Source organism: Propylenella binzhouense, assembly GCF_009866965.1.
Lineage (GTDB): Bacteria > Pseudomonadota > Alphaproteobacteria > Rhizobiales > Afifellaceae > Propylenella > Propylenella binzhouense.
This window is the reverse complement of record NZ_SPKJ01000013.1, coordinates 12550-25968: the sequence shown is the minus strand read 5'-3', so window position 1 is coordinate 25968 and position 13419 is coordinate 12550. Positions and strand designations below refer to the sequence as shown.

Annotated in this window: 11 protein-coding genes, 1 tRNA gene and 1 pseudogene; 7 read left to right on the top strand and 6 right to left on the bottom strand. The window is 68.8% G+C overall.

The genetic code is table 11. From position 1 onward, the window contains the following. Positions 1–29 precede the first annotated feature (29 nt). The 4 genes from E4O86_RS06310 to E4O86_RS06300 are packed head-to-tail and all read left to right on the top strand — an operon-like array spanning position 30 to position 2845. Positions 30–458 carry a hypothetical protein gene (locus E4O86_RS06310; protein WP_161139675.1) on the top strand — a complete coding sequence of 143 codons (429 nt, stop codon included), beginning with the start codon at positions 30–32 and terminating at the stop codon, positions 456–458. 37 nt (positions 459–495) lie between these two features. Next, positions 496–1569 (top strand): hypothetical protein, encoded by a 1074-nt coding sequence (locus E4O86_RS06305; RefSeq protein ID WP_161139674.1) that lies wholly within the window; start codon positions 496–498, stop codon positions 1567–1569. After that, positions 1569–2660 (top strand): glycine-rich domain-containing protein, encoded by a 1092-nt coding sequence (locus tag E4O86_RS23145; protein WP_205520737.1) that lies wholly within the window; start codon positions 1569–1571, stop codon positions 2658–2660. The genes E4O86_RS06305 and E4O86_RS23145 overlap by 1 nt, the downstream gene beginning before the upstream one ends. Positions 2661–2668: 8 nt before the next feature. Next, on the top strand, positions 2669–2845 hold the full coding sequence (locus E4O86_RS06300) for a hypothetical protein (RefSeq protein ID WP_161139673.1): 177 nt from the start codon (positions 2669–2671) through the stop codon (positions 2843–2845). A gap of 186 nt (positions 2846–3031) precedes the next feature. On the opposite strand, the gene E4O86_RS06295 is transcribed toward E4O86_RS06300, so the two are convergent. From E4O86_RS06295 to E4O86_RS06275, 5 genes are all read right to left on the bottom strand, one after another. Beyond that, positions 3032–3682, bottom strand: a complete 651-nt coding sequence (locus tag E4O86_RS06295; protein WP_161139672.1) for a hypothetical protein — start codon at positions 3680–3682, stop codon at positions 3032–3034. 240 nt (positions 3683–3922) lie between these two features. After that, positions 3923–3997: transfer RNA gene (locus E4O86_RS06290), tRNA-Lys, on the bottom strand. Positions 3998–4165: 168 nt separating this feature from the next. Then, positions 4166–5173, bottom strand: a complete 1008-nt coding sequence (locus E4O86_RS06285; protein WP_161139671.1) for a class I SAM-dependent methyltransferase — start codon at positions 5171–5173, stop codon at positions 4166–4168. Between the two features lie 138 nt (positions 5174–5311). Beyond that, positions 5312–6157 carry an alpha/beta fold hydrolase gene (locus E4O86_RS06280; RefSeq protein WP_161139670.1) on the bottom strand — a complete coding sequence of 282 codons (846 nt, stop codon included), beginning with the start codon at positions 6155–6157 and terminating at the stop codon, positions 5312–5314. Beyond that, positions 6154–7083: a DMT family transporter gene (locus E4O86_RS06275; RefSeq protein ID WP_246206253.1), complete on the bottom strand. Its 930-nt coding sequence runs from the start codon at positions 7081–7083 to the stop codon at positions 6154–6156. Before E4O86_RS06275 ends, E4O86_RS06280 begins: the two co-directional genes overlap by 4 nt. 115 nt (positions 7084–7198) lie before the next feature. Here E4O86_RS06275 and glmU point away from each other — a divergent pair, with 115 nt between their 5' ends. From glmU to E4O86_RS06260, 3 genes and pseudogenes are all read left to right on the top strand, one after another. Next, complete coding sequence (gene glmU, locus E4O86_RS06270; RefSeq protein ID WP_161139668.1) at positions 7199–8527, top strand: bifunctional UDP-N-acetylglucosamine diphosphorylase/glucosamine-1-phosphate N-acetyltransferase GlmU; 1329 nt, start codon at positions 7199–7201, stop codon at positions 8525–8527. Between the two features lie 123 nt (positions 8528–8650). Then, positions 8651–10477 carry a glutamine--fructose-6-phosphate transaminase (isomerizing) gene (gene glmS, locus E4O86_RS06265; protein WP_161139667.1) on the top strand — a complete coding sequence of 609 codons (1827 nt, stop codon included), beginning with the start codon at positions 8651–8653 and terminating at the stop codon, positions 10475–10477. Positions 10478–10629: 152 nt separating this feature from the next. Beyond that, a pseudogene (locus E4O86_RS06260) lies at positions 10630–11350 on the top strand (DUF502 domain-containing protein). Here E4O86_RS06260 and recG read toward each other — a convergent pair. Further along, positions 11302–13398: an ATP-dependent DNA helicase RecG gene (recG, locus tag E4O86_RS06255; RefSeq protein ID WP_161139665.1), complete on the bottom strand. Its 2097-nt coding sequence runs from the start codon at positions 13396–13398 to the stop codon at positions 11302–11304. The pseudogene E4O86_RS06260 and the gene recG overlap by 49 nt on opposite strands. Positions 13399–13419 lie beyond the last annotated feature (21 nt).

Genomic DNA, 13419 nt, shown 5'->3' with positions numbered 1-13419 from the left:
GCAACCTGTCATAAACGTGGATTTTTCCGATGAAGCGCGGACGAAAATCATCGGCTGAACTGGCGGTCATCACCCCGCTATCGGCAGCGCGGCCCTCGCCTCCGGGCGGGCTCACCAATCAGCAAGCCGCTGTCTGGCGCGAAGTCGTGCAGCGGCTCCCTGCCGACTGGTTTCCGCGCGAGACACACAAGCTCCTGGCCGAATATTGCCGGGCGGCGACGCGGGCGGCGTTCATCGGCGCCGAGATAGACCGATACGAGCCCGAATGGATCAAAGCCGAGGGCGGCATTGATCGGCTCGCCAAGCTGACGGCCACGCTGGACCGGCATGTGCGCATGATGACGGCGCTTGCCCGCGCGCTCCGGATCACCAACCAGTCGCGCCTCCGGCCCGAGACAGCGGCAAGGCGAGCGGAGGAGATGGGCGCAGACTATCGGCCGCCGTGGTTGCCGGAATGATCTCCGACGCTCCTGTCACCAGCACCTCGAGGTTCCTATGACCGCCTTTGCTTTCCGATCTTCGCTAGCCTCGGGGCGGACGGACCTGCCGCGCTACAAGCCCAAGACAGGTTACGAGCCTTACAGCTCGATCCCCGGCCTTTATGCCTGGGCTGACGCATCGGACTACGGCGCCCCAGGTCCGGTTATCGACCGCGCTTCCGGCCGCACATGGACGAAGAGCGGGGCCTTCGATTATCCCGGACGCACCGAGGACCCCGTATTTGACGGCGCGCCGGTCTTCGACTTCGGCACGTCGCCGCCGCAGAACCTGGTGCTCGCCTCCGGCGCGCCGGCGGAATCGCTCAGTGCCGGCCTCACCTTCCTGTTTCGGTTCGAACTGCCGAGCTCCGTCACGCTCTCCGGAACTGTGCGTCTTCTTTCAACCTATGATCCACTGTTTCTCCATCCTGGGCTTCTGCTCTACTACGCCAACAATGCTTTCATTTTCGCGCCGAACTACAGCGCGGCCACAAGCACGGTTTTCTATTCGGAAGCGATCCCGCGCGACGAGCCGTTTTCCATGGCTATCACACTCGACGCCAAGGGCTATTACGCCTTCTGGCGCGAGAGCGCCGGCAGTCCGGTCAAGACTGGCGTGATCTCGGTGAGACCGCCGGCCGACGTCCAGACGCTCTATTTCGGGGGGCACTCCGCTCCGCTGCAGGCGCGGCACAGGCGCTTCCTGGCCTGGTCCCGCGTGCTGTCGCGCTCCGAGCTCGCGACCGTCCTAACCGGGCCGCTGAGCGCGGCGCCGCTCGTCTATTGGGGCGTCTCGCCATACGCCACACTCGGCAGCGCCGGTATCGTGGCGCTCGGCAGCAGCGAGCGCGCCACGACCGTCACCCGGTCCTTCGTGGCCGACGCCTCGGTCAACGGCGGCAGCAACTACGTCTACTACGCCTATCCCGCGGGCTGGGGCGAGCCGGCGAGCTACAAGGTGCTCGGCTTCGAGACCGTGCCCGCCGTCGACACGGTGTCCGTGACCGCCGACGGCACCACGCGCGACTATCTGCTCCTGCGCACCCCCAACCCGACTTCCTCCGATTCCGTCGTCATGGAGATTGCGTGATGGCTGACGTCGTACACCACGCTATCGGCCGGATCGGACGCGCCGATCCGACCGACCAATATGCCGTCATGGACGTCGATGACGTCGCCGGCGCCGACCTCGTCGTCGCTGATGAGGCGGCGCTCGGTGACATCCCGGTCTGGCGGCTCAAGGTCGGGACGCGCGCGCGGCTCGACGATGGCACGAGCCGGTGGGTTACGTCGCTTGATCCGGTGACGTGGGAGGATTCGCCGGAGGAGGCGGCGTCCGCCGTGAAGGTCCAGGTGGACAAGTTTACATCGTCCGGCACCTGGACGAAGCCCGCATGGGCGAAGCTGGTCAAGGTCGCCTGTGTCTCGGGGGGCGGCGGCGGCGGCTCTGGCGCGTTGCGAGGCGCGGGCGTCGCATGCTCGGGCGGCGCAGGCGCGGCGCCAAGCTCGTTCGCGGAGGCTGAATTTGTCGCGTCGAGCCTAACGGCGACCGTCTCCGTGACCATCGGCGCGGGCGGAGCCGGCGGCGCCGCGCAGTCGACGGCAGACGGCAACGGTGCGGATGGCGGTACGGGCGGAGACACGTCCTTTGGCCCCTCCCTCAGAGCGCGGGCGCTCACCGGCCAAGGCGGCGCCGGAGGGAGCACAAGCAGCTCCACCGCTGGCTCTATCATCGGCAGCAGATACACGCCTCCCATGTCGGGGTCAGTCCTCGGCGGTGCAGGGAACACCGGGGCCGGCAGCATAGGCAACAATGGCGGCGGAAAGTACGCGCCGGGGGCGGGCGGCGGCGGGGGCCTGACCGCCGGCGACGTGGAGGGGGCGGGTGGAAACAGCGGATTTGGGCCGCTGGTCGGCACCATCGCGCAAGCGATCGGCGGCACCGCGCCAGGCGGCGCCGGAGGGATTGGCGCGAGCATATCCGGTTTGGAGGCCATGCTCACCTCCGCCGCCTCGGGCGCAGGCGGGGCCGGAGGCAATGCGGTCAACGGCGGCGCCGGCGGCAATGGTGGCGTTCCGGGCGGTGCAGGCGGAGGCGGCGGCACGTCGCGGAACGGCCTCGTCTCCGGCAAGGGCGGCGACGGCGCTCGGGGCGAATGCTGGGTGATCTCGATCGGGTGAGGTGGGCGATGGGCGAAGTGAAAAGATACGCGATCGTCGAGGGCGGAATCGTCATCAACGTGGCGCTTTGGGACGGCGAGGCCGAATGGACGCCGGATGCCGGCGAGGCGATCCCCTGTCCGGCCGGGACCGGCATCGGATGGACATGGGACGGCGAGGCATTCGCGCCGCCCGAGACGGGCTGAGCCGCCCGCACATCCATCCTCCTCGGCTTCGACCTCAAGGGCGAGGAGAGCGTCCGGCACCGGGTGAAGGAGGACTGATGCGGGCGGTCCGGCGATCGGCCGGAGCTCGCGACCATCCGGCGGAAGAAGGGCAGGAGTGAAGAGCGGAGGTCTGGCAAAGTGGCGAGGCATCTAGCGTAGGGATAGTTAACCGGGAGCGTCTCTTCCGGTATGTGGGCTACCGGGGTTCGGAAGGCGCTCCGCTACCGTGACACTGCCGAGCCGGAACGGATCAATGACGATCTCTCCCTCGTCGTAATATCCCTCTTCCTCGCGCACGAGAAGGATAGCCGAGGAGTGCGCCAGCGCTTCCAGAACCACCGCGCCGCCGGCCAATTCGGCCCAGTGCTCAGCGAACCCGCGTGCGACATCAATTCGGCTGGACCACGAGAATCCGTAAAGGCGCCTCCGCCGTTCCTGAGCCCGCGTGCCGCGGAAAATGTGTATCGGTCCTCCCGAATGGTTGCTTGGGAGCAGCATGCGAAGCGCCGCGGCCATTGTGGGCCTATGTCCGACTTTAAGCGGTAGCATCTTGTGCTCGATCCAAACCGGCAGGAAGGCTGCGCGAATTTCGTCACTGACGATCGGCAGCCGGGCGACCGCGCGCATCGCGAACCGCCACCCGTCGATGGTGGTGCTATCCAAGGCGTCGACGGCTCGGTGCATGAGCTCAACATCACCGGCGGCGCAGGCCTCTGCGAAGGCGCGAGCTACGGTCCAGTCCTGGCGTCGCTCTGCGGCTATGGCGACGAGGAAATCGTCATCCGAGAGCGGTCGGTCGTTTGCTGCTATTGGCAAGTTCACCCGCCCTTTTTTTGTCTCACCCTAGTCCACTGCCGTTCTAGGCAACCGCTCGGCGCCGGAGGCCTCGAGGGCACGGCGGAGGTAGAAAGACGGATCAAGTGGCAAACTTCGGGCGCTTCTCGCATTCAAATCCGCGTGAGCAGAAATTAGGAACCCATACAGAACCCCGGCGCTTCAACGCTGCTCGCCATAAGTAGACCGAATCATCTAACTTGCTGATTGATAAAGAGAAATTGGTGAGCCCTGTGGGGGTCGAACCCACGACCTACTGATTAAAAGTCAGTTGCTCTACCACTGAGCTAAGGGCTCCGGTCGCCCGCCCGTGCCTGGGCAGGCGGACATGCGGCCGGACATGCCGGGCCGGCCCGCCGGTGAGGTTGCCTAGCATAGCCGCCGCTCCGAGCCAACCGCAGGGACCGCGGCCCTCCGGTCGGGCCGCCGTCCACACCGTTCCGCACCGCATTCCCGCCGCGCCGGCTACGGCGCGGGCCGCAGGTTCCGGAGCCTCCGCCTGAGCGGCCGCGCCAGGCGCGACAGCCTGCCGATCGCACGCTGGCGGCGGCTCCGCCGCTTGGGCGCGCCATCGCGCCGGTAGACGAAGAGATCCTGCGGGAGCGTGCGCTGATTGACGAGGACGAGCTCCAGATCGTCCGTGCAGAGCGCCCTGGCAGCCTTCTCCGGCATGAAGGCCTCGCCATAGAGCGGGTTGCCGGGATGGGAGGCGACGAAGACGAACTCGCCTGCTTCCAGCCGCGCGCGCATCGCCGTCAGGTCGCCGATCGCCTCGATCACCATGCGGTGGTACCAGTGAATGTCGCCTCCCTCCGCGAGGCGTGCGGCATCTCCTTCCAGGAGCTCGAGGAACCGGGCCCCCCACGTGGTGATGAAGATCAGGCCGCCCGGACGCGTCGTCCGTGCGAAGTCCTGCAGCCAGGCCGCCGCGGTCTCCCGGGGCAGGTGCGAGAACACGGACCAGCTCACGGTGAGGTCGAAGAAGCCGTTGCGGAAAGGCGAGGGCGGCGAGGGCGGCCCGTTCACGAAGGTCACGTAGGGATTGAGCGAGCGGGCGATGTGGCAGAACCACGGATTCGGCTCGAAGCCATAGATGTTCTCAAGCTTCAGGTCGCGCAGATACGGACGCAGGATCCGGCCCCAGCCGCTGCCGAAATCCAGCAGACGCATGTCCTCGTGGACGGGATTGCCGAGCGCGTGCGCCGCCGCCATGACGGTGTGGCGGAACGCGAACGCCTCCCGCATGGAATGCTCGTTGGAATGGCCGTGGATGCGCTCCTGCATCGGCGCCGGCGGCATCAGCGGAAAGGCGAGCCCGTCGGAGACGGGCTTGGAGATCGCCGCGAGGAGCGCTTCCTCCCAGGCCGGCTCCGGAACGCTCCCGAAGCGCTCCATGAAGGGATTGCGGCCCGCTTCCAGGTGCGGATTGGTGGCGAGGGCCGGATTGGCGAGAAGCGGGCTTTCGACGCTCATGAGCCCTTACAGTGCTGATCGTTGCCGTTCATGCGAACCGTCATGCATTTCCCTCCGCCCGCGGTCGACAATGCCGCATTCGCCCGCGACCGTACAGCGATGCCGCGCGTGCAGGCGTGCGCGCGGCGGCGGCTCCGGCTAGCGGCCGGCGAGTGCGACAAGCGCCTCCGTCATCGGGCTCGCGGGATCGGCGAGCGGGGCGACGGCGGTGAAATGGTTCGCGCCCGGCACCGTCTCGAACCGGGTCGAGGCGCCGAGGGCCCGCCATTTCTCGACGATGGCCCGGCTCTGCCGGTGATATTCGCCGCTTTCCTCGCCGCCGACCCAGGCTTCGAGGCGCGCCCCGCGACCAGGATCCCGATGGAGCGGGCTCAGCCGTCGCGCCATCTCCCGGTCGAGGCCGAGCGCGCCGTTGATCGAGGTTTCGACGAGGGGCTCGAGGTCGAAGAGACCGGAGATTGCGAGCCCGCCCCGGACGAGGTCGCGCGGCACGCCGGGGGCGAGCGCCTTCCAGTCGGTGGCGAGCGCCATTGCGGTCAGATGCCCGCCCGCGGAATGGCCGAAGACGACGAGCGGCCGGTGCGTCGTCCGGAAGAGGAAGAGACCCGCCTGCCGTACGTCGTCGACGATCTCGGCGAGCCGGACCTCGGGGCAGAGGCGGTAGCTCATGACCGCCACCGCCAGCCCGCGTGCATTGGCGCCTGCCGCCAGATGGCTCGAGGAGGAGCCGTCGAACGCCTGCCAATAGCCGCCGTGGACGAAGAGAAGGACGGGCCGGGCCGTTTCCTCCGCTTCGGCCGGAAACAAGTCGATGCGCTGCCGCGGATGCGGCCCGTAGGCGAGGCCGAGCCTCGCCAGAGGGGCGCGCGCCGTGCGGTAGGCGGCGGCGTCGCGGCGCCATGCCTCCAGGATCGCGGGATGTTCCGGCACGCGGGCGCGGTTGTTGTATTCGGTCTCCAGGTCGAGCTCGGTTCCTGCGGTCACGAGCGGCCCCCGAGGCTGCGCACCAGGCCGGCCGGCGCGGTCGCGAGCATCACGCCGGGAAGCACGAGGAGCATGCCGGCGACGTGGAACGGCCGGAAGCTCTCGCCGAGGAGCAGGACCGACATCAGCACGCCGTAAGGCGGCATCAGGTAGAGCAGCATGCCCGTCACGGCGGGCCCGAAGCGCCGGATGCCGTATTGGTAGAACGAGAAGGCGAGCACGGAGGGGACGAGCGCAAGCCCCGCGATGGACGCCCAGGCGCGGCCGCCGGTCGGAAACGCACCCGTGTGCCACGTCTCCCATGCCATCAGCGGCGTGAGCACGACGACGCCGCCGATCACGATCGCGGTGAAGAGAGGCATGCTCGGAATCCGTGCGAGCGAAGGCGCCCTGAGCGAGACCGAATAGACGGCCCAGGCGAGGGCGGCGACCGCTATGAAGATGTCGCCGGAATTGAGCTCGAGCCGGAGGAGCCCACCGAGATCGCCACGCAGCACGATGACGCCGACACCCGCAATGGCGAGCGCCACGCCGAGCATCTGCCTGAGCCCGATCGCGCGGCCCCGGAAGATCCGCTCCAGGATCAGGATCATCACGGTCGACGAGGTGTGGATCAGGATCGCGTTTGTGGCGGTCGTGCGCTCGAGCCCGAGATAGACGACCCCGCCGGAGACGGCCATGCCGAGGGATCCGAGGGCGAGGACGAGGGGCCAGTCCCGGGCGAGCGCGCGCCGGTGGGCGTGGAGAGGCGCGGACGCGAAGGGCAGCAGGATCGCGAGCGCCACCCACCAGCGCAGCGCGGCGAGCGTCCACGGATGGACCTGGGCGACCGCGGCGCGTCCGATCACGAGATTCGAGGCGAAGAAGAGCGGCATCAGCGCGATCACGGCGAAATCCGCGACGCGCCCGGATTTCGGCAGCGGCATCGAAGGCACGCGGGTTCCTCGGGGCGGGGTTTTGGGGTAACGCACGGACCGGTCCGGGACAAGCGGCCGATGTTTCGGCGGCAGTGCTCGCCCGGGGAGGGGAGCCGAACCGCCGATGCGCACCTGTCTCGCCGTTGTCCTCGCCGCGGGCGAGGGGACCCGGATGAAATCCCGTCTGCCGAAGGTGCTGCACCCGATCGCGCATCTGCCGATGATCGCGCATGTGCTGCGCGCGGTGGCGGCAGGTGGCGCCGACCGAATCGCGGTGGTGATCGGGCCCGATCACGGCCCGGTCGCCGATGCGGTCGCGCGCCATGCGCCGGGCGCCACGATCCATGTCCAGCACGAGCGGCTCGGCACGGCGCATGCCGTGCTCGCGGCGCGGGAGGCGCTGGCGGCGGGCTGCGACGATCTCCTGGTCGTGTTCGGCGACACGCCGTTCGTCTCGCCGGCGACGATCGCGCGCGTGCGGGCACCGCTCGGCGAGGGCGCCGCGATCGTGGTCGGCGGCATGGTGCCGGACGATCCGACCGGTTACGGGCGGCTCATCGTCGAGGAGGGCCAGCTCGTCGCGATCCGCGAGCACAAGGATGCGAGCGAGGCGGAGCGCGCGATTCCGCTCTGCAATGGCGGCGTCATGGCGCTTCGGGGAGCGCTCGCGCTCGATCTCCTCGAGTCCGTCGGCAACCGGAACGCGCAGGGCGAGTACTATCTGACCGATGCGGTCGCGATCGCGAACGGGCGGGGCCTGCGCGTGGCGGCGGTGGAGATCGCGGCGGCGGAGGTGTTCGGCATCAATACGCGCGCCCAGCTTGGCGCGGCGGAGCGGCTCTACCAGGACCGCCGCCGGGCCGACGCGATGGCCGAGGGCGCGACGCTGCTCGCGCCCGAGACCGTCCACTTCGCCCACGACACGCGGCTCGGCCGCGACGTGACGATCGGACAGAACGTCGTCTTCGCGCCGGGCGTCGAGGTCGAGGACGATGTCGAGATCCGCGCCTTCTGCCACATCGAGGGCGCCCGGATCCGGAGCGGCGCGCTGGTCGGCCCGTTCGCCCGCCTCCGGCCGGGCGCGGATGTCGGCGAGGGGGTCCATGTCGGGAACTTCTGCGAGATCAAGAACGCCGTGCTCGACGCGGGCGTGAAGGTGAACCACCTGACCTATATCGGCGACGCCCATATCGGAGCCGGGACGAATATCGGCGCCGGCACGATCACCTGCAATTATGACGGCGTGTACAAGCATCATACCGAGATCGGCCGGAACGCCTTCATCGGGTCCAACAGCGCGCTCGTCGCGCCGGTCACGATCGGGGACGGCGCCTATGTCGCCTCGGGAAGCGTGATCACGGACGATGTCGAGCCGGACGCGCTCGCGCTCGGCCGCGCCCGTCAGGTGGTGAAGCCGGGCTGGGCCGCCGGGCGTCCGAAGAAGGGCGGCTGACGGTCCGAATCCGGCCGCAGGGATCGTCGCTAAGCGGCCGTTAAACCATGAAATGCTTTTTGATTCAGATCAGCCGGTCCGATCGGGTATCAGGCCGTTTCGGGATTCTCCGGAGAATTCGGCATGTGCGGTATCGTCGGCATCATCGGGCGCAGCCCGGTCGCACCCCTGATGGTGGAGGCGCTGCGCCGGCTCGAATATCGGGGCTACGATTCGGCCGGCGTCGCGACGCTCGAGTCAGGTCACCTGACGCGCCGGCGCGCCCAGGGCAAGCTCGTCAACCTCGAGGCGCGCCTCAAGGAACTCCCGCTCGCCGGCTTCGTCGGGATCGGCCATACCCGCTGGGCGACGCATGGCGCACCGAACGAGGCGAATGCGCATCCGCACGCGACCGAGCGGGTCGCGGTCGTCCACAACGGCATCATCGAGAACTTCCAGGCGCTCCGCGAGGAAATCCGCGAGGCCGGCCGGACGCTGAGCAGCGACACCGACACGGAGGTGATCGCGCATCTCCTGACGCTCGCGCTCCAACGGGGCCTCTCGCCGCGGGACGCGATGGCGGAAACCCTCGGCAAGCTCCAAGGCGCCTTCGCGATGGCGGCGCTCTTCGAGGGCCATGACGACCTCCTGATCGCTGCCCGGCGGGGCAGCCCGCTCGCGATCGGGCATGGCCATGACGAGATGTATCTCGGTTCGGATGCAATCGCGCTGTCGCCCTTCACCGACCGCATCACCTATCTCGAGGACGGCGACTGGGCCGTCATCACCCGCAGGAGCGTCGAGATCTTCGACGAGGGCGGCAGGCGCGTCGAGCGCCCGATGACCCATGCGGTCGCGGCGAGCCTCACCGTCGACAAGGGCAACCACCGCCACTTCATGCTCAAGGAGATCCACGAGCAGCCGGAAGTCATTTCCCACACGCTCGGGCACTACGTCGATTTCGTGACCGGCCGGACGATGCTGCCGGCCGAAGCCCCGATCGACTTCAGCCGGCTGTCGCGGCTCTCCATCTCGGCCTGCGGAACGGCCTATTACGCGGGTCTCGTCGGGAAATACTGGTTCGAGCGGCTGGCGCGCCTGCCGGTCGACATCGATATCGCCTCGGAGTTCCGCTACCGGGAAATGCCGCTCGACCCGGACGGGCTCGCGCTCTTCGTGTCGCAGTCCGGCGAGACGGCGGATACGCTCGCCTCCCTGCGCTACTGCCGGAAGGCAGGCCAGAAGATCGCGGCGATCGTCAACGTCCCGACCTCGACGATCGCGCGGGAGGCCGATTTCGTGCTGCCCACGCTCGCCGGGCCGGAAATCGGGGTCGCCTCGACCAAGGCCTTCACCTGCCAGCTCTCGGTCCTCTTCGCCCTTGCCGTCGCGGCCGGGCGGCAGCGTGGCATCCTGAGCGACGCCGACGAGGAACGCCTCGTCACGGCAGCCATGGAGGTGCCTCGGCTGGTTTCGCAGACCCTCAAGCTCGAAGGCCGCATCGAAGGCCTCGCCAAGGAGATCGCCAAGGTCAAGGACGTGCTCTATCTCGGTCGCGGGACGAGCTTCCCTCTCGCGATGGAAGGCGCGCTGAAGCTCAAGGAGATTTCCTACATTCACGCCGAGGGCTATGCCGCCGGCGAGCTGAAGCACGGCCCGATCGCGCTCATCGACGAAACGCTGCCGGTGATCGTGATCGCCCCCCACGACCGGCTGTTCGAGAAGACGTGTTCGAACATGGAGGAGGTGGCTGCACGCGGCGGCCGGATCGTCCTCGTCACGGACCGGGCCGGAGCGGCCGCGACGCACATGGCGACCATGGAGACGATCGTCCTGCCGGACGCCGCGGAGGAAGTCACGCCGCTCGTCTATGCCGTGCCCGTCCAGCTGATCGCCTATCACACCGCAGTGGTCATGGGGACGGACGTCGACCAGCCGCGCAACCTGGCGAAATCGGTCACCGTCGAATAGACGATCCATTGCGGCATGCAGCCTCCGGTTCCTATATTGGCCGGAGGCGTTCGGCCCGCCCCTGACGGGACCTCCGGCGGCCATCGAGAGCAGGTCGTATGGAACTGGAGCCGATACTCGAGCCGGAGCCCAAGCGAAAGTCACACGCTGGCATGCGGCTCCGGAACTACTTTCTGACGGGCATCGTGGTCGCCGCGCCGATCGGGATCACGATCTATCTCAGCTGGACCATCATTCACTGGGTGGACGGCTGGGTGAAGCCGATCATCCCGCGGGCCTACAATCCCGATTCCTATCTTCCCTTCTCGGTGCCCGGGGTCGGTCTCGTCGTCGCGGTCGTCCTGCTGACGCTGCTCGGCTTCCTGACCGCCAATCTCGTCGGGCGCACAATCGTCGGCTATGGCGAACTCCTCCTCGACCGGATGCCGGTCGTACGGAACCTCTACCGGGCCCTTAAGCAGATCTTCGAGACGGTGCTGTCGGAATCCGCGCGCAGCTTCAAGAAGGTCGGGCTGATCGAATATCCGAGCAAGGGACTGTGGGCGCTCGTCTTCATTGCGACCGACGCGAAGGGGGAGGTTCCGCACAAGGTGCCGGAGGAGGACGACCTCATCTCCGTGTTCCTGCCGACCACGCCCAACCCGACTTCGGGATTTCTGCTCTTCGTGCCGCGGCGCAACCTGATCGAGCTCGAAATGTCGGTGGAGGACGGCGCCAAGCTGGTCATATCGGCAGGCCTGGTCACCCCGAAATATCAGAACAGGCTGAGGGAGCTCGCGGAAGGCGCCGAGCGCGCGGGCGAAATTCCCGTTGCGGCCGAATAGTCAGCCGGAGCGCATCAGGCGGACGGCATCGTCGCGGCCGAAGAGATAGAGCAGGAGCTTCAACGCTTCCGCCCGTTCGCCCTCGAGCTGCGGACCGTGCGAAAGGATCAGCCGCGCCGCGTCCCGCGCGACGGGCAGGAGCTCCGCATGGAGGTCCGCCCGCGCGATCCGGAAGCCCGGCACGCCCGACTGGCGCGTGCCGAGGAGGTCGCCCTCGCCGCGCAGCCTCAGATCCTCCTCGGCGATCCGGAAGCCGTCCTCGGTCTCGCGCATGATCTCCAGGCGCGCGCGTGCGGTCTCGCCGAGCGGCCCGCGATAGAGCAGGATGCAGCTCGAGCGGGCGGCGCCCCGTCCGACGCGCCCGCGGAGCTGGTGGAGCTGGGCGAGGCCGAAGCGCTCCGCATGCTCGATGACGATGATCGTGGCGTCGGGCACGTCGACGCCGACCTCGATGACCGTGGTGGCGACCAGGACCATGCCGTTGCCGCTGCGAAACCGCTCCATTGCCGCCTCCTTGGCGGCGGCGCTCATCCGGCCGTGGACCAGTACCGCCTTCTCCCCGAACGTGCGCCGCAGCGCGGCGTGGCGCTCCTCGGCGGCGGCGAGATCGGACTGCTCGGACTCCGAGACGAGCGGGCAGACCCAGTAGGCCTTCTCGCCGGCCGCGAGCGCGCCGCCGATCCGAGCCACGAGCTCCGGGAGGCGGTCGAGCGAGACGAGCCGCGTGTCGATCGGCCTGCGGCCGGCGGGCTTTTCCGTCAGGCGCGAGACGTCCATGTCGCCGAACCAGGAGAGGACGAGCGTCCGCGGGATCGGCGTCGCGGTCATGACGAGGAGGTCCGGGTTCATGCCCTTCGCGGAGAGCGCCAGGCGCTGGTGCACCCCGAACCTGTGCTGCTCGTCGACGACGGCGAGGCCGAGCCGTTTGAAGGCGACCTCGCCCTGGAAGAGCGCATGCGTGCCGACAACCAGCCTGGTCCGGCCGGCGGCGATTGCCGCAATCGCCTCCGCGCGCTCGGCCGGCTTGTCCTTGCCGGTGAGGAGCCGGATCTCCAGGCCGGCCGCTTCGGCGAGCGGCGCCATGGTTGCGAAATGCTGGCGCGCGAGAAGTTCGGTCGGCGCCATCAAAGCGGCCTGGCCGCCCGCCTCCGCAACGGCGGCCATGGCGAACAGCGCGACCAGCGTCTTTCCCGAACCGACGTCGCCCTGCAGAAGGCGGATCATGCGGGTCTCGGAGCCGAGATCGGCTGAAATCTCCGCTATCGCCTGCTCCTGGGACGAGGTCGGCGCGAAGGGAAGGGCGGCCCGGAGTGCAGCCGCGACGGCACCCGCCGGCCGCCACGCCTCGCCGCGCACCCGCCTCGCGCTCGCCCGCACCAGCCCGAGCGCGAGCTGGCTCGCGAGCATCTCGTCGAAGGCGAGCCGTCGCCAGGCGGGGCCTTTCGGATCGGCGTCGGCCGGCTCGGCCGGCTCATGCACCTGCCGAAGCGCGTCCGAGAAGGACGGCCAGTGCTCCCGCGCCCTGAGATCGGCGGGGATCCATTCCGGCAGTTCGGGCAGGCGGGCAAGTGCGGCGACAATTGCCTTGCGGAGCACCTTGGGAGACAGCCCTGCCGTTCCGCCATAGACCGGCTCGAGCGCGGGCAGATCCCCGGCACGCTCCGGGGCGAGCACGTAGTCCGGGTGCGAAATCTGCGGCCGGAGGTCGAACCACTCGACGGCGCCGCTCACGATCCGGCGCGCGCCGACCGGGAAGAGCTTCAGCATCCAGTCTGCGCGGGCGTGGAAATAGACGACCTGCACCGCCGCGCCGCCCTCGGCGAGGATCACCCGCCAGGGCGCGCGCGAGCCGACGGGCGGCGGCTCGTGCCGCTCGACGACCCCCTCGACCGTCACGGTCCCGGATTGCGGCAGCGCCCAGAGGGGCGGCCTGACGCGGCGGTCGATCACCGCGTGCGGCAGGTGGAACAGCACGTCCCGGACGATCGGCTCGCCTCCGTCGCCGAGAAAGCGGCCGAGGAGCGCGGCGACGCGCGGGCCGACCCCGGGGATGACGCTTGCCGGCGCGAAGAGCGGATCGAGGAGCGAGGGACGCATGGCGCCTTATCGCCCCGGCAG